This is a genomic window from Ochrobactrum sp. MYb379, assembly GCF_037479515.1.
GTDB lineage: Bacteria > Pseudomonadota > Alphaproteobacteria > Rhizobiales > Rhizobiaceae > Brucella.
Window position 1 is genome coordinate 117472 of the sequence record NZ_JBBGYW010000002.1, and the last position, 18336, is coordinate 135807.

Here is an 18336-nt window from a genome sequence, read left to right on the forward strand (position 1 = left end):
AAAGAAAACCGTGCTACACCCAAGCCATGTCCAGATAACATAGCCTGCGGATGCTATAAGTCGAGTCTGTGGCAGTTAGATGATGGTAAAGGGGCAATACGCCCGCATTTTACTGTGCTGCTTTTTCAGAAAATGCATCCAGATATTCAGCGCTCTGCATTTCAAACAGGCGCGATGCAGTACGATCAAACTCGAAAGCTTCGACACCCTGCTTTGCCTGATAGAGCTTTTCAGGCTGCGCTTCGGCAGAAACAAAAAGCCGCGCGTGATGATCATAAAGAACGTCGATCAGCAGAATGAAGCGCTTTGCCTCATTGCGGCGCGAATGGTCAAGCACCGGCACATCATCGATGAACAGCGTCTGGTAGCGTGAAACAATGGCAATATAGTCATTTGCTGCAAGCGGCTGTGCGCACAGCTCGTCGAAAGTGAAGCGCGCGGCGCCCGGCACCGCCTGACGCACCGGAATATCGCGGCCCTTGATATGGACGACATCAGGCTTTTCTTGCTGACCGTCCTTATGGGCGGTCCATGCGGCATCCATGCGCTTGGTCGTCTCGGAATTAAGCGGCGTCAGATAAACCGGCTGACGATCAAGCTTTTCCAAACGGTAATCGGTGCGTGAATCGAGATTGATCACATCGACATGCTTTTTGAGAATATCAACGAATGGCAAAAATAGCTGACGGTTCAGCCCATCGCGATAGAGATTGTCTGGCGCAACATTCGAGGTGGCAATCAGCACCACGCCGCGTTCAAACAAGGCGCTGAACAGGCGCGACAGGATCATCGCATCGGCAATATCAGTGACGGTGAATTCGTCGAAGCACAGCACCCATGCCTGTTGAGCAAGAGCCTCAGCCACCGGCGGTATCGGGTCTTCTTGCTTGGTTTCGCCGCGCTTCAAAGCCTGACGATGTGCATTAATGCGCTCATGCGCATCCGCCATAAAATCATTGAAATGCGCACGGCGCTTGCGTTCAATCGGCAAAAGCTGAAGGAACATATCCATCAGCATGGTCTTACCGCGGCCAACTTCACCGTGAACATAAAGTCCTTTGACTGTGGCAATTTCCTTGCGCTTACCAAACAGCCAGCCCAAAGCGCTCGATTTGCGCGACAGACGCTTGGTGCAAATCTCCTCAATGAGGCGGTCATAACGCTCAGTCAGCTCAAGCTGTGCGGGATCGGAATCAACCTCGCCTGCCCTTACCAGCGCATCATAATGCTCACGAACCGATGGGAACGCTTTCAGATTACCGTCGAAAGACATGATTGCTTGTCCAACCGCCTAATTGTAGAAAAGGCGGAGCGTCTCGCGACTGCTCCGCCTGTCTTTAACTCAATTGCCTGATCAGCGCGACAGCGAAACAGTCTGGCCGCTTGTGGTCTGGCCATCGAAGCGGCCCTGACCGGAAGAATAAAGTGTCGCGACCGTGCCACCATTGGCATCATAGAGCGAAAGCTGCTTGCCGCTGACAGCCCATGAAGCGAGGCTTCCCAGTTCACCCGGGCAGCGCAGCGGACCAGCGCGGAAACCCTGACCATATTTGGTCTGCGGCGTTGCAATCTTACACTGCTGACCGGCAAGTGAAGCATTCCACACACCAGCAACCTTGCCCGGTGTCAGATCAGGCGCTGATTCGGGCGGAAGGCTTGCAACCTGTGTGCCAGCTTCTGGCTGCGACATGTCCGTTGCTGGCGCGGTCGGGAACGAGGTTGGCGCATTCAGATTTCCAGACTGTACGGAACTTACAGGAGCAGAGCGCAGCGGTGCAGGTGGCGGCGGCGATACCGTATTGTCAAAGCCACCAACCCGGGAGCTCTGACAACCAGCCAGAATTGCGCCCGCTGCAGCAATGCTGAGCAAACTTGCTTTTGAAATTCCCATCTGGTTCTCCAATTCCGCCTTAAGTTCAGGCGTGTTCGTGGGGCTGACTATTCGGGGGAGCGCCCCTCGCACCGTCGAGTTTGAAAGCTCGAGCTAAAACAATATTGCACCGATAAAATGGCGATATGGTTAAAAAATCAACAGTGGGCTATGGCGAATTTATGCAAAATGAGCCGAAGAGGCTTGAAATAGCTTAGAAATTTTTGAAATGGCGCAGGAAGGACACAGTTTTTGAAGAAATTGCTATCAATAATGAATGTCATCAGAGGACGGTGCGGCCAATAGCGCGCCGGTACTGGCAATTTGTGGGCTTTTCCGCCATATAAGGCGCATCCCGAAAAGTGTGAAACGGTTTTCGGACTAAGATGCGGCTTAAAATAAATAAGTTGGAGCGCAGATCTGATCAAATCAGATCGAAACACGCTCCAGAACCTTTCCAGAATATACGGGATCCGGAACCATCAATGAGTAAGGCTATCTTCGCCAAAATGAACGGACTAGGCAACAAGATCATTGTTGCCGATATGCGCGGGCGCGGCGATCATATCGCACCGAGCGCTGCAATCCGTTTGGCCGGTGACGAAGCCACCTCATTCGATCAAATCATGGCGATCCATGATCCAAAAACCCCCGGCACCGATCATTATATCGAGATCATCAATTGTGATGGCACACAGGCGCAAGCTTGTGGCAACGGCACGCGCTGCGTTGTGCAGTGGCTTTCCAATGAAAGTGGCAAACAGGATTACATCTTCCAGACATTGGCAGGTATTCTGACCGCCAATGAACATGAAGACGGGTTGATCACGGTCGATATGGGTAAGCCGCATTTTGGCTGGAAGGAAATCCCCCTCGCCCATGAAGTCGCCGACACACACGCCATCGATCTGTCTGCTGGCCCTGCCGATGCACCTGTTCTGCGATCGCCGTCGATTGCATCGATGGGCAACCCGCATGCGATCTTCTGGGTTGAAAACGACGTCTGGTCCTATGCGCTCGATCAATATGGGCCGGGGCTGGAACATGATCCGATCTTCCCGGAACGCGCCAATATCTCCATCGCTCAGGTCACATCGCGCGACAGCATGAACCTGCGCACATGGGAACGTGGTGCGGGCTTGACCCGCGCTTGCGGCTCTGCTGCCTGCGCTGCGGCTGTTTCAGGCGCACGCACGGGCCGCACCGAACGCAATGTCACCGTGAATGTCCCCGGTGGTCCGCTTAAAATCGAATGGCGCGAGGATGATCACGTCATGATGACCGGCCCTGCCGAATGGGAATTTGACGGCACATTTGATCCTGCAACCGGCGCATGGGAGTACGCCCCAAAGACCAGCCGGGGAGCTGCCTGATGGCTGTGGAAGTTGTAACCTTCGGATGCCGCCTCAACACCTATGAATCCGAGGTGATGAAACGCGAAGCCGATAGTGCTGGCCTTGGCGAACTCAAAGATGGCGCGATCATCTTCAACACCTGTGCCGTTACATCGGAAGCCGTGCGTCAGGCGCGTCAGGCGATCCGCAAAGCCCGCCGCGATAATCCGCAAGCCCGTATCATTGTGACGGGCTGTGCCGCGCAAACAGAATCGGCCAAATTCGAGGCCATGGATGAAGTTGACCTCATTCTCGGTAATGAGGAAAAGTTGAAATCCAACTCCTACCGCATGCTGCCAGATTTCGGCGTGAACCAGTTTGAAAAGGTCCGCGTCAACGACATTATGGAAGTGCGCGAAACCGCAAGCCATATGGTCGATGCCATTGAGGGCCGCGCCCGCGCATTCGTTCAGGTGCAAAATGGCTGCGATCATCGCTGCACCTTTTGCATTATCCCTTATGGTCGCGGCAATTCGCGCTCGGTGCCGATGGGTGGCGTGGTCGATCAGGTCAAACGCCTCGTCGATAATGGTTATGCCGAAGTGGTGCTGACAGGCGTGGACATGACCTCTTATGGTCCTGATCTGCCGGGAAGCTTACGCCTTGGCAAGCTGGTGAAAACCGTTCTCAGTCAGGTGCCGGATTTGCAGCGCCTGCGCCTGTCATCCATTGATTCCATCGAAGCCGACGAAGACCTGATGGAGAGCATCGCCAATGAAAAGCGTCTGATGCCACATCTGCATCTGTCGCTTCAGGCAGGTGACGACATGATTTTAAAGCGCATGAAGCGTCGCCATTTGCGCGATGATTCAATCCGCTTCTGCGAAGATGTACGCGCGCTTCGCCCCGACATCGTATTCGGTGCCGACATCATTGCTGGTTTCCCGACCGAAACCGAAGAGATGTTCGCAAACTCAATGAAGATCGTTGAGGAATGCGGGCTAACGCATTTGCACGTCTTTCCATACAGCGCACGCGAAGGCACACCGGCTGCGCGCATGCTACAGGTCAGGCGCGAAATCGTGAAGGAACGCGCCAAAAGGCTGCGTTCTGTCGGCGATCAGGCTTATGAAAAACACCTCACCTCTCTCAACGGCACCGCGCAGCGCCTGTTGATCGAGAAGGAAGGCATTGCCCGCACGGAAGGCTTTACGCTTGCCGCGGTGGATCAGGGTAATGCTGGCGAAATTATCGAACGAATTGTGACGGGGCATGACGGTGAAAAACTTCTCACCCGTCAGGCAGAGCACAAAGCGGCTTAGACAAGGCATCAAAATTCATGGCAATGGGTTTCATTAAGAAAATGTTCTCCTTCGGCAAGAAGGAGGTCGAGGAAAAGCCGGTCGAACAATCGGCTCCCGATGCTGTGGAAGCAGCGCTTCCGGAAGCCGTCGAAGTATCTGAAAAAGCTGAAATTCCTGCTGCCGAAGTGGTCGTCGCCGAACCTGAAGCACCTCAAGTCGTTCCAGAGCCAGAGCCGGTTGAAGAACCCGTCGCTGTGATCGAACATCCGGTTGCCGAGATCGAAATTCCGATTGAGCAGCCTCCCGTTATGGAACCAATCGTGGTGGAAACGCCAGCGCCGGAACCTGTTGTGAAGCCGGAGCCGGAAGTCGTTGTCGAACCCGAACAGCCGGAAATCGCGGAAGCTTCTGACGCTCCAGTCGTGGAAGTGGTTGAAGTCGCACCGCAGCCAGAGCCGGTTAAGCCTAAAAAGGTCAAGGTCGCAAAGGCCGTTGAAGAACATCAGGACGAAACGCCGGTTGAGGCTGCACCTGAGCCAAAGCTTTCGTGGTTCGAGCGTCTGCGTCGTGGTCTGCTGCGCTCTTCCAATTCACTAAGTGATTCCATCAGCGGCATTTTCACCAAGCGCAAGCTGGATGAAGACACGTTACAGGATTTGGAAGACGTGCTCATTCAGGCCGATCTCGGACTTGAAACCGCTATGCGCGTAACTGATGCGCTCTCGTCTGGCCGCTACGGCAAGGACGTGACCGGCGAAGAAGTCCGCAACATCATGAGCGCGGAAATCGAGAAAGTGCTTGGTCCGGTCGCAAAGCCGCTGGAACTTGATCTTTCGCATAAGCCGCATGTCATTCTGGTTGTCGGTGTTAACGGCACGGGCAAAACCACAACCATCGGCAAACTTGCCGCAAAACTGACCGCTGGCGGCCTTAAGGTCATGCTTGCAGCGGGCGATACATTCCGTGCCGCCGCCATTGAACAGCTTCATATTTGGGGTGAGCGCACCGGCTCGCCGGTTGTTTCGAGCAAGCTCGGAGCGGACGCGGCAGGTCTCGCCTATGACGCATGGCAGCAGGCAAAAGACGCGGGCAGCGACGTTCTCATCATCGATACGGCTGGCCGTTTGCAGAACAAAGCCGAGCTTATGGATGAACTTGCAAAGATCGTTCGCGTTCTTGGCAAGCATGATCCGGAAGCGCCGCATACCGTTCTGCAAACGCTAGATGCCACTACCGGCCAGAATGCGCTCAATCAGGTTGAGATTTTCAAGAATATCGCTGGCGTCAACGGCCTTGTCATGACCAAACTGGACGGCACGGCACGCGGCGGCATTCTGGTGGCGATTTCGGCCAAACACAAACTACCGATCTATTTCATTGGCGTCGGCGAAGGTGTCGACGATCTGGAACCCTTTGCGGCCAATGATTTTGCCCGCGCTATCGCAGGAACAGCCTGATGCAACACCCGGTTTTTGAGCGCGATCCTTCACAAAAGACCGAAGCCGAACGCAAGGAAATCGCACCGCTGCTCAAGCTTGCGCTGGAACTCGGACCGCTGCTGGTTTTCTTTTTCGCCAATGCACGCGGCGAAAATCTGATCGAGAGCTTTCCAATACTCGCCAAGATCGGTGAACCGATCTTTCTGGCAACAGCGCTCTTCATGGTTGCGACGGTTATCGCGCTTGCGGTTTCATGGTCGCTGACACGCACGTTGCCGATGATGCCGCTTATTTCCGGCATTGTGGTTCTGGTGTTTGGCGCGCTGACGCTCTGGCTGCACAATGACACCTTCATCAAGATGAAGCCGACCATCGTCAATACGCTGTTTGGTGCGATCCTGCTCGGCGGACTGTTCTTCGGCAAATCCCTGCTCGGCTATGTGTTTGATTCGGCTTTCAAGCTCGATGCCGAAGGCTGGCGGAAGCTCACTTTCCGCTGGGGGCTGTTCTTCATCTTCCTCGCGGTGGTGAATGAAGTGGTCTGGCGCAATTTTTCGACCGATGCCTGGGTTTCCTTCAAGGTCTGGGGCATCATGCCGATCACCGTTGTCTTCACACTTTTACAAATGCCGCTTATCCAGAAGCACACTTTGCCCGAAGCCCGTAAAGACTAAAAGTCATCAAGGAGGACGCCATGTCCCAAATCGACAAAAGGCTGGACATTGAACAATTCATCTGCCGCAGCGATAATTATGGCGTTCTCATCCACGATCCAGAAAGCGATCTGACGGCGGCAATTGATGCGCCCGACGCGGCAGCCGTTGAAAGCGCTCTCAAGCGCCGGGGCTGGACGCTCGATTTCATCTTTACAACGCATCATCACCTCGACCATGTAGAAGGCAATACAGCACTCAAGGCCAAGTTCGGCGTTAGCATCATCGGCCCAAAGGCTGAGGCCGATAAAATTCCGACACTCGACCGCACCGTGCAAGATGGCGACGAGTTCACCTTCGGACTTTTCAAGGTCAAAGTAATCTCCACACCCGGCCACACGGCAGGCGAGATTTCCTTCTACCTACCGGAAGCAAAAATAGTGTTCACTGGTGATACGCTTTTCGCGCTGGGCTGTGGACGGCTGCTGGAAGGCACACCCGGTACGATGTTCCAGTCGTTGCAAAAGCTTGTGGCGCTACCCGGCGACACACAAGTCTATTGCGGCCATGAATATACGCAAAGCAATGCGCGTTTTGCCCTCACCATCGATCCTGACAATTCGGCTTTAAAAGAGCGTTCAGCAGAGATTGCGCGGCTGCGTGCGGCTGATAAGATGACGCTACCCACCAGCATAGCGCTTGAAATGGCAACCAATCCGTTTCTGCGCTGGCACGATGCCCGCATTCGCACCCGTCTTGGGATGCAGAATGCAACTGATGAAGCTGTTTTTGCGGAAATCCGTAAGCGCAAGGATTTATTCTAGGATTCTATCATGACAAAGATTTTCCCAATTAAACGCTTCCAGACAGCAGCTCTTCTCGGCCTCTCGCTTGTGATCGTGCCGCAAACCGTCAAAACAGCTTTTGCGGAAGACATTCTCGCGATTGCGACACCTTTGCAAACACCAGCAGAAATCAACAATTTCAAGCTCAGCGAAGACCTGCTGGACCGTATGTTGAAAATCCATAACAAGCTTGAAGATATGCAGCTTTCACCGACCGCTGAAGAAGGTCTGGATGCGCGACCGTCGATGGATTCCATGGTCAAAAGCATTGAGTCGCGCCCACAGGTCGTGGAAGTGATGAAGGCGGAGAACATCGCACCCCGGGATTATCTGCTCGCCTATTTCGCGATGATGAGTGGGCTTGCAGCAGCGGATGCCGAAGAAGAAGACCAGCTTGTTGATGAAGTGAAACAAATCAATCCGGAGCATGTCACCTTTGCCAAGCAAAATGGTGATCGTATCCGCGAACTGATTGGCGAATAGGTTTTAAAAAACCGGCGAAGGAGACTTCGCCGGTTTTTCCTTTAAGACGGTTGCCGCAAAAGCCGCAGCGCATTGATCGTGACCAGAACGGTTGCGCCCGTATCAGCCAGAATGGCTGGCCAGAGGCCAGTAATACCCAGCACTGTCGTCACGAGAAACACAGCTTTCAGCCCAAGCGCGATTGCAATGTTCTGATGAATGTTGCGCATTGTCCGCTTGGAGAGATCGACCATTGCGGCCACATCGCCTACACGTCCGTGCAGCACGGCCGCGTCCGCCGTTTCCAGCGCAACATCAGTACCGCCACCCATGGCGATGCCAACATCAGCCGCTGCAAGTGCTGGCGCATCATTGATACCGTCGCCGACCTTTGCAACAATCTGACCTTCATTGCGGAACTCACCGACAATACGCTGTTTGTCTTCTGGCAGAAGTTCGGCACGCACCTCAATATCAAGATCCTTGCCGATGGCTTCTGCTGTGCGACGATTATCGCCGGTCAGCATAACAGTGCGAATACCGGCAGCTTTCAGCGTCTTTAGCCCTGCAATCGCATCGGCGCGAGGCTCATCGCGCATAGCGATAGCGCCCGCGATTTTGCCATCCGCCACCAGAACCGAAACCGTCTTGCCTTCATCGTTGCAGGCTGCAATGCGGGCAGCAAGTTCGTCCGGAATGGCAGAGATTTCATTGGCAGCTTTGCGCGAACCAAGAAACAGCTCAATCCCGTCTGCCGTACCCGACACGCCCTTGCCGCCATGTGCCTTGCCGGTCGAAACTGCCGAGATTTTCAGACCACGCGCATCCGATGCCGAAACAATCGCCAATGCCAGCGGATGACTGGAACCTGCATCGAGCGATGCAGAAAGACGCAGCACTTCATCTTCTGAAAGTGCGCCAGAGAGAACATCGGTCACTTGAGGCTTACCTTCGGTAAGCGTGCCGGTCTTGTCGAAACAAGCGGTCGTGATCTTTCCGATAGTCTCCAGAACCGCGCCACCCTTCAGCAATAGCCCGCGACGCGCACCAGATGATAGCGAAGCTGCAATGGCCGCAGGGGTCGAAATGACCAGCGCACAGGGGCAGCCAATCAGCAGAATAGCCAGCCCCTTGTAAATCCACTCGCCCCATTCAGCACCTGCCACAAGCGGCGGCAGAATGGCAACGAGAGCTGCAACCACCACCACACCCGGCGTATAATAGGTCGAGAAGCGATTGATGAAACGCTCTGTGGGTGCTTTGGCTTCCTGTGCTTCTTCAACAAGCCGAACAACACGCGCAATGGTGTTATCCTGTGCTAACGCCGTCACTTTCACACGCAGCACACCATCGCCATTGATCGTTCCGGCAAACACGCTGTCACCGACGGCTTTGCCAACCGGCGTGCTTTCGCCTGTCACCGGCGCTTCATCGATAGCACTTTCGCCAGAAATAATCTCGCCATCGGCAGGCATACGGTCGCCCGGACGCACGGCAATCACATCGCCAACTTTGAGTTCTTCCGCTGGCACTTCTTTCGTTGTGCCATTGCTTTCGAGAAAAGCGGTCTTCGGCACAAGGGCAGTCAGCGATTGAATACTGTCACGCGCTTTGCCAGCAGCCACACCTTCCAGCAATTCGCCAACCAGAAACAGGAATACGACAGCTGCCGCTTCTTCTGTCGCACCAATGATAACCGCGCCGATAGCAGCAATCGTCATCAGCATTTCTATGGAAAACGGCGTGCCATTAATCGCAGCCGAATAAGCGCGTTTTGCAATCGGTATCAAGCCGATCAGCATAGCTGCTGTGAACGCCCACAACGCAATCGGCGGATAAAGATGGCCCACAATATAAGCCAGCACCAGACCGCCACCACAGGCAAGCATCATCTGACCCTTGTCAGTTTGCCACCACCGCTTCGGCTTTGCGCGAGCGGTTGGCTTCGGTGTCGCATGAGCAGGTGATTGCGCGCTGGCCTTATAGCCCAGAGATGTAACCTTCGCAGCGATCTCATCAAGGCTGACTGAACCGTCATGATTGACGGTCATAGTACCATTGGTCACAGAAACCGAAACATCCTGTACGCCACCAACACGGCGCACAGCCGTATCGATCTTCGTCGCGCAGGACGCACAATCCATGCCTTCAATGCTAAAACGAAGACTATCAGCACTGGCTGCAATCGGCTTTGCTTCGGTTTCATCATGCTCATGATCATGGTCGTGATGATGGCCGCTACAGCCAGCATGATCATGGCTATGTTCATGATCGTGGTCGTGATGTTTTGTACGTTCGGTATGGCTCATCATCTGCCCCAGAAAATTGCCCAGAAATGGTCTGGCACGGCTTCTCTCTTGAATTCCCTGAAACAAGGTTTACATCCTCTAGTGACTAGAGGAGCAAGAGAAAAAATGATCACTAATGTTCCGATTGGCGAGGCATCAAAAGCCAGCGGTGTGAAAGTGCCAACCATTCGTTATTACGAGCAAATCGGGCTGCTGCCAGTGCCACCACGCACGGAAGGCAATCGCCGCCTTTATGACAATGCCGATATTCAGCGGCTGCTTTTCATCCGCCATGCGCGCGATTTGGGTTTTGAGGTCGATGCAATCCGCACGCTTTTGGACCTTCAGGACAACCCCGACCAGTCCTGCTCTGCGGCTGATTCTATTGCGCGCGCACGTCTGATCGATGTTGAACATCGCATCGCGAAACTGACATCATTGAAAACGGAGCTTTTGCGGATGCTCGACTGCACGGCACATGGCCGCATTGACCAGTGCCGGGTTATCGAAATTCTCGGCAATCACGACGAATGCCTGCATCCGAAGCATTGAAATTCAAACTTATTGCTGAATTTTCTCGAACCGCGTTGCTTCGATTTTCAGCGTTCCGAGCTGGGTACCAATGCGCGCCACCACCGGAGCATAGATGCCTGAATTGCCAAGCGAAGCAAACGAGATCGTGATCTTGCTGCGATTGGCAAGATAATCAATGGCCTTCTTGCCCTTTTGATAACCAGCAAGCGGCACAAATTTTGCCGAGCAAATCACCGATTCGCCGGTAAAGCCTTTGGTAGTGAAGGATTCGGTGCCGTTAAAACTCAAAATTATATCAGCGCGGGTCTGACCATCGAAAACGCGAAGTGTGCGGTTGCAGACGGCCTTCGGGTCTTTGGTCGGAATCATCAGCGCGCTGAGCGGATCACTGACATTAACAAGGTCCTGCGGGGTTATCTCCACCCATGGATCGCGTTTTTTGACTGGCGGCACATTCTCAGAAGAGGTCACATTTCCTCCAGAGAAGCGAATGGTCGTGCTCTTGTTCTTTCGCCCATGCTTATAAGCGAGATCAAAGGCGGACGGCGTCACCTTACTCTGGGTCGAACTGCCGCCCACATAAACAGTACCATCGGTATCATCAAAAATGCGAGCAATGCCGGAAGTCTTAAAGCGGCCATTAACGCCGTAATTGGCACCTTTAACCACCGTCTCAATCGCAGAGCGCGCAATAGAAAGCGCAAACATGGAAATATCGTATTCGGTCCGATAGAGATCATCTGCCTGAGCGGAACTCATCACCGACATGCTCGCAATCGTCAGTCCGGTAAGAAATGCAAGTCTTCGCTTGATGACCCGCTTGTTAACCGGTTGCTGGAAATACGATTGCATGATCATGCCAGACTTTCCTTTCGTCTTATCAGCGTCGCATCAATCCCCTCGCAAGAATGATGCCCGGCCACTCGACCCATGAACTTCACCTGTAACCGATTCTCTTTCTCGACAGATGCTGTGTCTTGCGTTTAAGCTTTCGACTATCAATAACTCAAAATCTGCGCCAGATTTCTAATTGATATGCTGTGTCGAACAGAAAAAGCTGGCAAAGTTATGATCGGATGGCATGGTCTGGGCTGAAAACTGCCGGAATTGCGCGCCTTTAGGTCACGCTGACGGAATCTATCTTGACTGTAATCGCTAGTCTCACTATAGAAACGCGACTTTCCCAATAGGCCGCCTGTCCGAGATCGCGCGCCAGCAGCAGAAATACTGCTATGATTGCGTTGAATTCGGACATTCGAGTCGGGGCCTGAGAAACAAAAATTTGAAGGTGAGACCAAAATGTCCCGCGCTTGTGAATTGACCGGCACCTCGGTCCAGTACGGCAACAATGTCAGCCACGCGAACAACCGTACGCGTCGCCGCTTCCTGCCGAACCTCTGCAATGTAACGCTTATGTCCGAAGTACTCGGCCAGAGCTACCGTCTTCGCGTTTCCGCTTCTGCTCTGCGTTCAGTTGAGCATCGCGGTGGCCTCGACGCTTTCCTCGCAAAGTCAGACGACAAAGAACTTTCGCAGCGCGCTCGCCTGCTGAAGCGTCAGATCGCGAAGAAGCAGGCTGAAGTTGCTGCATAAGCAATCAGCTTTTTAAGTTTTGACAAAAAAGGCTGACTTGCGTCAGCCTTTTTTACTGGTGACATCACCCAGGATAAAAAAATGTTTAATACAAGCCCTGCTTTGTCCCGGCTTTTGCCGGCCATATTGTGCATGTGCGCGGCTGTCGCCGCTTCCAATATCTTTGTGCAATATCCGTTTGAACATTTTGGCCTCGGCGAAATGCTCACTTACGGCGCTTTCACCTATCCTTTTGCCTTCCTCGTCAATGACCTGACAAATCGTCGCTTTGGCCCTGCTGCCGCGCGCAAAGTTGTCTATGCGGGTTTTGTGCTTGGCGTATTAATGTCGATCTGGCTGGCAACACCACGTATCGCTATTGCGTCCGGCTCGGCATTTCTGATTGCGCAATTGATGGACATTACGGTCTTCAATGGCCTACGCAAGAAGACATGGTGGAAAGCACCTTTTGCAGCAGCAATGTTCGGCTCGATTGTCGATACGGTATTGTTCTTCTCCATCGCCTTCGCTGCGCAATTTGCATGGCTCGATGCCATAACTGGCCTGCCCGACTCATCCCTGACCGATCCCGCCGCTTTCCTTGGCCTTGGAATGCCTCTCTGGGCTTCGCTGGCTATCGGTGACTTCTTTGTGAAGGTTGTGATGGGAACACTGATGCTTGTGCCTTACGGCGCCATTCTGGCGGTCTTTGCACCACGCCTTTATGCGCCGGATCGTGCGAAATAGATCTGCAATCACAATCCATTTATCTGAATAAAATTCAGTTTCCTCAGAGCGCGGTAAGCTTTATGTACCGCGCTCCGATAATTTTAATGATTAACTATCCTGAATAAATTATCGGACTCGGTTTCTATATTGTTTATAATTAGCAAAGGCTGTGTGGATTTATTTCGCCCTCGGCTTTTGTGCTTTTCTGAAGATATTTATATTTAGATAGAGGTTTATTAGATGTCCGATAATAAGGGAAAGCTGCCGCTCGTCATCATTACCGGCGCGAGTTCAGGTATTGGCGTCGCCACAGCGAAGATGTTTGCTGATCGTGGTCATCCACAGCTGCTGTTGGCACGTCGTCTCGACGCGATGGAAAAGCTCAATCTGCCAAACACATTGTGCAAGTCTGTCGATGTGACGGATCGCAAAGCGCTGCTTGCTGCCGTTCACGAAGCTGAAGCGAAATTTGGCCCTGCCGATGTGATCGTCAACAATGCCGGCGTCATGCTGCTGGGCGATGCAACCAAGCAGCACCCGGACGAATGGGACAAAATGCTTGAGGTCAACGTCAAGGGCTTGCTCAACGGCATTCATGCTGTCTCCGCTGGCATGGTCGCACGCAAGCGCGGCACCATTATAAACATCAGCTCGGTGGCTGGCCGCAAGACATTCGCCAATCACGTTGCTTATACGGCCACGAAATTCGCCGTCCACGGCCTTTCCGAAAATCTGCGCGAAGAACTCTCACCGCATGACGTGCGCGTTGTGACGATTGCGCCGGGAGCCGTTGAAACCGAACTTCTCAGCCACACCAATGATGCAAGCATCAAGGCTGGCTATGAGGACTGGAAGAAGAGCATGGGCGCGCCTGTGCTGGCAGCTGACGATGTTGCTCGCGCTATCCTCTATGCCTACGACCAGCCACAGGGCGTATGCATTCGCGAAATCGTGTTGGCAGCGACACGCCAGCAAGCATAAGAAAAGGGGGCTGAAACAGCCCCTTTTTTCGTTAGCGTTTACCGGCACGGCGTCCCCGCCCTGCCCCGCCTGCACCCTGTTCTTCAAACAGCGATGCGAGCTGCTCAGTCATCGCACCGGCAAGCTCCTCAGCATCCACAATGGTCACAGCGCGCTGATAATAGCGCGTCACATCATGGCCGATACCAATGGCAATCAGCTCAACCGGTGAGCGATTTTCGATCTCTTCGATCACCGCACGCAAATGACGTTCAAGATAATTGCCCGGATTAACCGAAAGCGTGGAATCATCGACCGGCGCACCGTCAGAAATCATCATCATGATCTTACGCTGTTCAGGACGTGCCAGCAGACGCTGATGCGCCCAGATCAGCGCTTCGCCGTCGATATTTTCCTTGAGCAGGCCTTCGCGCATCATCAGGCCGAGATTGTTGCGTGCACGGCGCCACGGCGCATCTGCGCGCTTATAAACGATATGGCGCAAATCATTCAGGCGACCCGGATTGGATGGTTTACCACGGCCAAGCCATGCCTCGCGTGATTGCCCGCCCTTCCAAGCCTTCGTGGTGAAGCCCAAAATTTCGACCTTCACGCCGCAACGCTCGAGCGTGCGTGCCAGAATATCGGCGCAAGTTGCCGCAACTGTAATTGGGCGACCGCGCATGGAGCCAGAATTATCAATGACCAGCGTCACAACCGTATCGCGGAAATCCGTATCACGCTCCATCTTATAGGAAAGCGGCTGCGTTGGGTCGATAACGATACGCACCAGACGCGCACTATCGAGATACCCCTCTTCCAGATCAAAGTCCCAAGAGCGGTTTTGCTGCGCCATCAGGCGACGCTGCAAACGGTTAGCAAGCCTGCCAACCACGCCTTGAAGATTGGCCAGTTGCTTGTCGAGAAAGCCACGCAGACGAGCAAGTTCCGCCTCATCACAAAGATCCGCGGCCTCAACCTCTTCATCAAATTCATGCGTGAAGACGTTGTAATCGACATGCTCGGCGAAATTGGCGAAAGGCTGGTTCTGACGGCGTGTGTCGCCCGGCGTTTCCGCGTCGACATCCTCGCTGTCATCCATATCATCGGAAGCGGCGTCAGTGGCTTCCATTTCGCCCTGTTCGCCTTCTTCACTGGAATTGTCCGATTCGTCGCTTTCAGCGGAATCAGAACCTTCCTGATTTTCCTCGCCGCCTTCTTCGTTTTCGTCCTGCTCCGGCGTCTGCTCGTTATCCTCGTCCTGCTCGTCGCTCTGCTGTTCCTGCGAAAGCTCCTCAGCCATATCCATCGAGGCCAGCATATCGCGCACGGTACGCGCAAAAGCCTGCTGGTCTTCGAGATTATCGCCAAGACGTGCGAGCTCAGGACCAGCCTTCTGCTCGATCCATTCGCGCCAGAGATCAAGCACAGGACCAGCTTCAGCGGGTGCTTTGCGTCCGGTCAGTTTTTCACGCAACAGTAGCGACACGGCTTCTTCAAGCGGTGCATCTTCTTTGTCAGTCACTGCGGAAAAATTGGCGCGGGCATATTTGTCAGCCAGCATTACTGAGAGATTTTCGGCAACACCTGCCATGGCGCGCGCACCGATAGATTCGACACGCGCCTGCTCAACCGCATCATAGATCGCACGCGCCTGCTTGCCTTCCGGCGCAAGGCTTGCATGAATACGGGCATTATGGCGAGCCTGACGCAGTGCCATGGAATCACCAAGGCCGCGTGTGACGGCAACATCATGGGCAGTCGGGCGTTTTGGCAGATCAGGCAGGCGGGCACGGTTTCCCGTCAGCGCTGGGCGATCATTGCTGAAAGCTACTTCCAGTTCGTTCTCACCGGAAATGGCGCGCATGGTAACGGTCATCGCCCGCTTGAACGGCTCCGAATCCACGGGTCCGTTTTTGCGCTCGCGCGAATTATCGCCAATTCCTGACTTCTGGCCCGACATCTGCCTATCCTGCCTTTGTATATAACGCTGCCGCTCTTAATGAGCGGCAGGCATCATCCAGTCTTATGCCAAAACGATATTGGCAGCCGATTCTGGAAGTTCCTCACCGAAAGCACGCTGATAGAACTCAGCCACAGTCTGGCGCTCAAGTTCATCGCACTTGTTGAGGAAGGTCAGGCGGAATGCAAAGCCGACATCGTTGAAGATCGCGGCATTTTCAGACCAGGTAATGACGGTACGCGGGCTCATCACGGTCGAAAGATCGCCATTGATGAAAGCCTGACGAGTCATGTCGGCAACGCGAACCATCTTATTGACGATCTCGCGACCTTCAGCATTCTGATAATGCTTAGCCTTGGCGAGAATGATGTTCACTTCATTGTCGTGCGGCAGATAATTCAGCGTCGTCACGATCGACCAGCGGTCCATCTGTGCCTGATTGATCTGCTGCGTGCCATGATAAAGGCCAGTCGTATCGCCAAGACCAACGGTGTTGGCGGTCGCAAACAGGCGGAACGCCGGATGCGGACGGATTACGCGGCTCTGATCGAGAAGCGTCAGACGGCCCGAGGTTTCCAGAACGCGCTGGATCACGAACATAACGTCCGGGCGACCGGCATCATATTCATCGAAAACCAGCGCAACATTGTGCTGATAGGCCCAAGGCAGAATGCCGTCTTTAAATTCGGTAACCTGCATCCCGTCCTTGACGACGATTGCATCTTTACCGACGAGATCGATACGGCTGACATGGCTGTCGAGATTGATACGGACACAAGGCCAGTTGAGGCGGGCTGCGACCTGTTCGATATGGGTCGATTTACCCGTACCGTGATAACCCGAAACCATCACGCGACGATTATAGGCAAATCCTGCGAGGATCGCGAGCGTCGTGGTGCGGTCAAAAATATAATCCGGGTCTTTTTCCGGCACATAGGAATCGCCTGCCGCATAGGCTGGCACACGCATGTCGGAATCAATTCCGAACACTTCGCGCACCGAAACCGTGGTATCCGGCAAATTGGCTATATCCCGCTCAACCTTGTTCATCATGCCTCCAGAGCGACAGGACTGTCCTGCCGCGACATTCAAATTCAATCAGGAGGCCGATTTCCGGCGAGCCGGATGGCGCCCCTTGAGTTCAGTTGCGGGCATCCGTAATCGCATCTGCACGTAAGCGCAGTAGATGAATGTCCGTCAGGGCAAAGAATGCCCTGATACTCGACTTCACAAAGCCCAGACAGGCTTTAGCAAAAACCTGCCGTCTTGAGCAATTGATAAGCCTGAATGACGTCGCGAAATCTTTCTTCAGACCCGCGGTCACCACCATTTGCATCGGGATGGTGTTGCTTCACAAGTTCTTTATAGCGCGACTTAATCATATCGCTAGTCGAATTCGCATCAAGACCCAGTGTAGCAAGCGCCTTTATTTCCAAAGTACGCGGTTTGCGCTGCACAGCTTTGGCTGTACCGGGATTGCTTTTCGCATCATTCACGAAGGCAAACGGATCGCGCATGCGGTTCTGATAGGCGGCAGAACCCGAACGCCGTTTCGCCATATCGGGCGACGTGCGTGTCGATGCTGTCGGATTGGAGGTCGTCGACCATGTCGGACGATTGCCGGTAATCGCATCCTTCTGGAATTTCGAAATATCGCCGTCGTTCAGACCGGAGAAATAATTGAAATTCTTATTATATTCGCGGACGTGATCCACGCAGAAATGCAGATACTCGCCCTCACGCTCACGCCCAACCGGTGCACGATGCGTACCAGGCTTGTCGCAACCATCCCATTGGCAGCAGGGACCACTGGACTTCTTTTCCGTTTCCTTCTTAGGACGGATACGGATGCTGTCGAAAAATTTTGAGTTCGTTGTCATCGAATCGGATTATGCGGAATAAGAGTGACGAAACAAGAATTGACTTTTCGTCCTGAATGGTTTTGGCCACAAGGTCAGGGCGAAAATTTAATGCAGATTACAATTCCTGTGCGGATTTGCCCCACCGATTGTCGCCGGGGCGACGTCTATATGAAGCACAGCGTCTATATGGGGAGAACTGGCCCAAATGTCCATTCACAATAGCAAACAATCTTCGATGGAAGCAAAACTGCAAGCAGCTTTTGCCCCCGAAAAACTTGAAATCATTAATGAAAGCCATCTCCATGCCGGCCATCATCACGAAGATCGTGGCGAACATGAGGTCTATGACGGCACCGGCGAAACACATTTTCGCGTGCGCATCGTGTCTGACGCTTTCACAGGCTTAAGCCGCATTGCGCGTCATCGCGCGATCAATGATCTGCTGAAAGATGAACTCAACACCGGCGTTCATGCCCTAGCACTTGAGCCTTCCGCACCCGGCGAAGCAACCCGCCGCTGAT

General features: G+C 53.6%; 19 protein-coding genes. 11 read left to right on the forward strand and 8 right to left on the reverse strand.

The window, feature by feature from the left end; genetic code table 11:
• Positions 1-109 precede the first annotated feature (109 nt).
• Complete coding sequence (gene zapE / locus WH356_RS04665; RefSeq protein ID WP_339509035.1) at positions 110-1273, reverse strand: cell division protein ZapE; 1164 nt, start codon at positions 1271-1273, stop codon at positions 110-112.
• An 81-nt stretch (positions 1274-1354) separates the two neighbouring features.
• Positions 1355-1891, reverse strand: coding sequence for a protease inhibitor Inh/omp19 family protein (locus tag WH356_RS04670; RefSeq protein ID WP_339509036.1), 537 nt, complete (start codon positions 1889-1891; stop codon positions 1355-1357).
• A 464-nt stretch (positions 1892-2355) separates the two neighbouring features.
• Here WH356_RS04670 and dapF point away from each other — a divergent pair, with 464 nt between their 5' ends.
• The 6 genes from dapF to WH356_RS04700 are packed head-to-tail and all read left to right on the forward strand — an operon-like array spanning position 2356 to position 7928.
• Positions 2356-3243, forward strand: coding sequence for a diaminopimelate epimerase (dapF, locus tag WH356_RS04675; RefSeq protein WP_339509037.1), 888 nt, complete (start codon positions 2356-2358; stop codon positions 3241-3243).
• Positions 3243-4526, forward strand: coding sequence for a tRNA (N(6)-L-threonylcarbamoyladenosine(37)-C(2))-methylthiotransferase MtaB (gene mtaB, locus WH356_RS04680; protein WP_339509038.1), 1284 nt, complete (start codon positions 3243-3245; stop codon positions 4524-4526). The genes dapF and mtaB overlap by 1 nt, the downstream gene beginning before the upstream one ends.
• Before the next feature lie 17 nt (positions 4527-4543).
• Complete coding sequence (gene ftsY / locus WH356_RS04685) at positions 4544-5965, forward strand: signal recognition particle-docking protein FtsY (protein ID WP_339509039.1); 1422 nt, start codon at positions 4544-4546, stop codon at positions 5963-5965.
• Positions 5965-6621, forward strand: coding sequence for a septation protein A (locus WH356_RS04690; RefSeq protein WP_339509040.1), 657 nt, complete (start codon positions 5965-5967; stop codon positions 6619-6621). The genes ftsY and WH356_RS04690 overlap by 1 nt, the downstream gene beginning before the upstream one ends.
• A 20-nt stretch (positions 6622-6641) precedes the next feature.
• Complete coding sequence (gene gloB / locus WH356_RS04695; RefSeq protein WP_339509041.1) at positions 6642-7424, forward strand: hydroxyacylglutathione hydrolase; 783 nt, start codon at positions 6642-6644, stop codon at positions 7422-7424.
• 9 nt (positions 7425-7433) lie between these two features.
• Positions 7434-7928 (forward strand): hypothetical protein, encoded by a 495-nt coding sequence (locus WH356_RS04700; protein WP_339509042.1) that lies wholly within the window; start codon positions 7434-7436, stop codon positions 7926-7928.
• Positions 7929-7969: 41 nt separating this feature from the next.
• Here WH356_RS04700 and WH356_RS04705 read toward each other — a convergent pair whose 3' ends face one another.
• On the reverse strand, positions 7970-10216 hold the full coding sequence (locus WH356_RS04705) for a heavy metal translocating P-type ATPase (RefSeq protein WP_339509043.1): 2247 nt from the start codon (positions 10214-10216) through the stop codon (positions 7970-7972).
• Positions 10217-10324: 108 nt separating this feature from the next.
• Between WH356_RS04705 and WH356_RS04710 the strand changes: the two genes are divergently transcribed.
• Entirely contained in the window at positions 10325-10747 is a 423-nt protein-coding gene (locus tag WH356_RS04710; protein ID WP_339509505.1) for a MerR family transcriptional regulator, read from the forward strand.
• Between the two features lie 9 nt (positions 10748-10756).
• On the opposite strand, the gene WH356_RS04715 is transcribed toward WH356_RS04710, so the two are convergent.
• Both WH356_RS04715 and WH356_RS04720 read right to left on the reverse strand, forming a co-directional pair.
• Positions 10757-11581 carry a DUF3108 domain-containing protein gene (locus WH356_RS04715; RefSeq protein ID WP_421565399.1) on the reverse strand — a complete coding sequence of 275 codons (825 nt, stop codon included), beginning with the start codon at positions 11579-11581 and terminating at the stop codon, positions 10757-10759.
• Positions 11582-11846: 265 nt separating this feature from the next.
• A complete protein-coding gene (locus WH356_RS04720; RefSeq protein ID WP_339509045.1) occupies positions 11847-11984 on the reverse strand; it encodes a hypothetical protein in 138 nt (45 codons plus the stop codon).
• A gap of 44 nt (positions 11985-12028) precedes the next feature.
• Here WH356_RS04720 and rpmB point away from each other — a divergent pair, with 44 nt between their 5' ends.
• The 3 genes from rpmB to WH356_RS04735 all read left to right on the forward strand — a co-directional run bounded on the left by rpmB (position 12029) and on the right by WH356_RS04735 (position 14011).
• Complete coding sequence (gene rpmB / locus WH356_RS04725) at positions 12029-12322, forward strand: 50S ribosomal protein L28 (protein WP_094578447.1); 294 nt, start codon at positions 12029-12031, stop codon at positions 12320-12322.
• Between the two features lie 81 nt (positions 12323-12403).
• On the forward strand, positions 12404-13048 hold the full coding sequence (locus WH356_RS04730) for a queuosine precursor transporter (protein WP_339509046.1): 645 nt from the start codon (positions 12404-12406) through the stop codon (positions 13046-13048).
• Positions 13049-13270: 222 nt separating this feature from the next.
• Entirely contained in the window at positions 13271-14011 is a 741-nt protein-coding gene (locus WH356_RS04735; protein WP_339509047.1) for an SDR family oxidoreductase, read from the forward strand.
• A gap of 31 nt (positions 14012-14042) precedes the next feature.
• Here WH356_RS04735 and cobT read toward each other — a convergent pair whose 3' ends face one another.
• The 3 genes from cobT to WH356_RS04750 form a co-directional block, all read right to left on the reverse strand.
• Positions 14043-15953, reverse strand: a complete 1911-nt coding sequence (gene cobT, locus WH356_RS04740) for a cobaltochelatase subunit CobT (RefSeq protein WP_339509048.1) — start codon at positions 15951-15953, stop codon at positions 14043-14045.
• Between the two features lie 63 nt (positions 15954-16016).
• Positions 16017-17003, reverse strand: a complete 987-nt coding sequence (cobS, locus tag WH356_RS04745) for a cobaltochelatase subunit CobS (RefSeq protein WP_094505818.1) — start codon at positions 17001-17003, stop codon at positions 16017-16019.
• A 197-nt stretch (positions 17004-17200) separates the two neighbouring features.
• Positions 17201-17833 (reverse strand): J domain-containing protein, encoded by a 633-nt coding sequence (locus WH356_RS04750; RefSeq protein WP_339509049.1) that lies wholly within the window; start codon positions 17831-17833, stop codon positions 17201-17203.
• Positions 17834-18020: 187 nt separating this feature from the next.
• On the opposite strand from WH356_RS04750, the gene WH356_RS04755 reads away from it, so the two are divergent.
• Positions 18021-18335, forward strand: a complete 315-nt coding sequence (locus WH356_RS04755) for a BolA family protein (protein WP_339509050.1) — start codon at positions 18021-18023, stop codon at positions 18333-18335.
• Position 18336 lies beyond the last annotated feature (1 nt).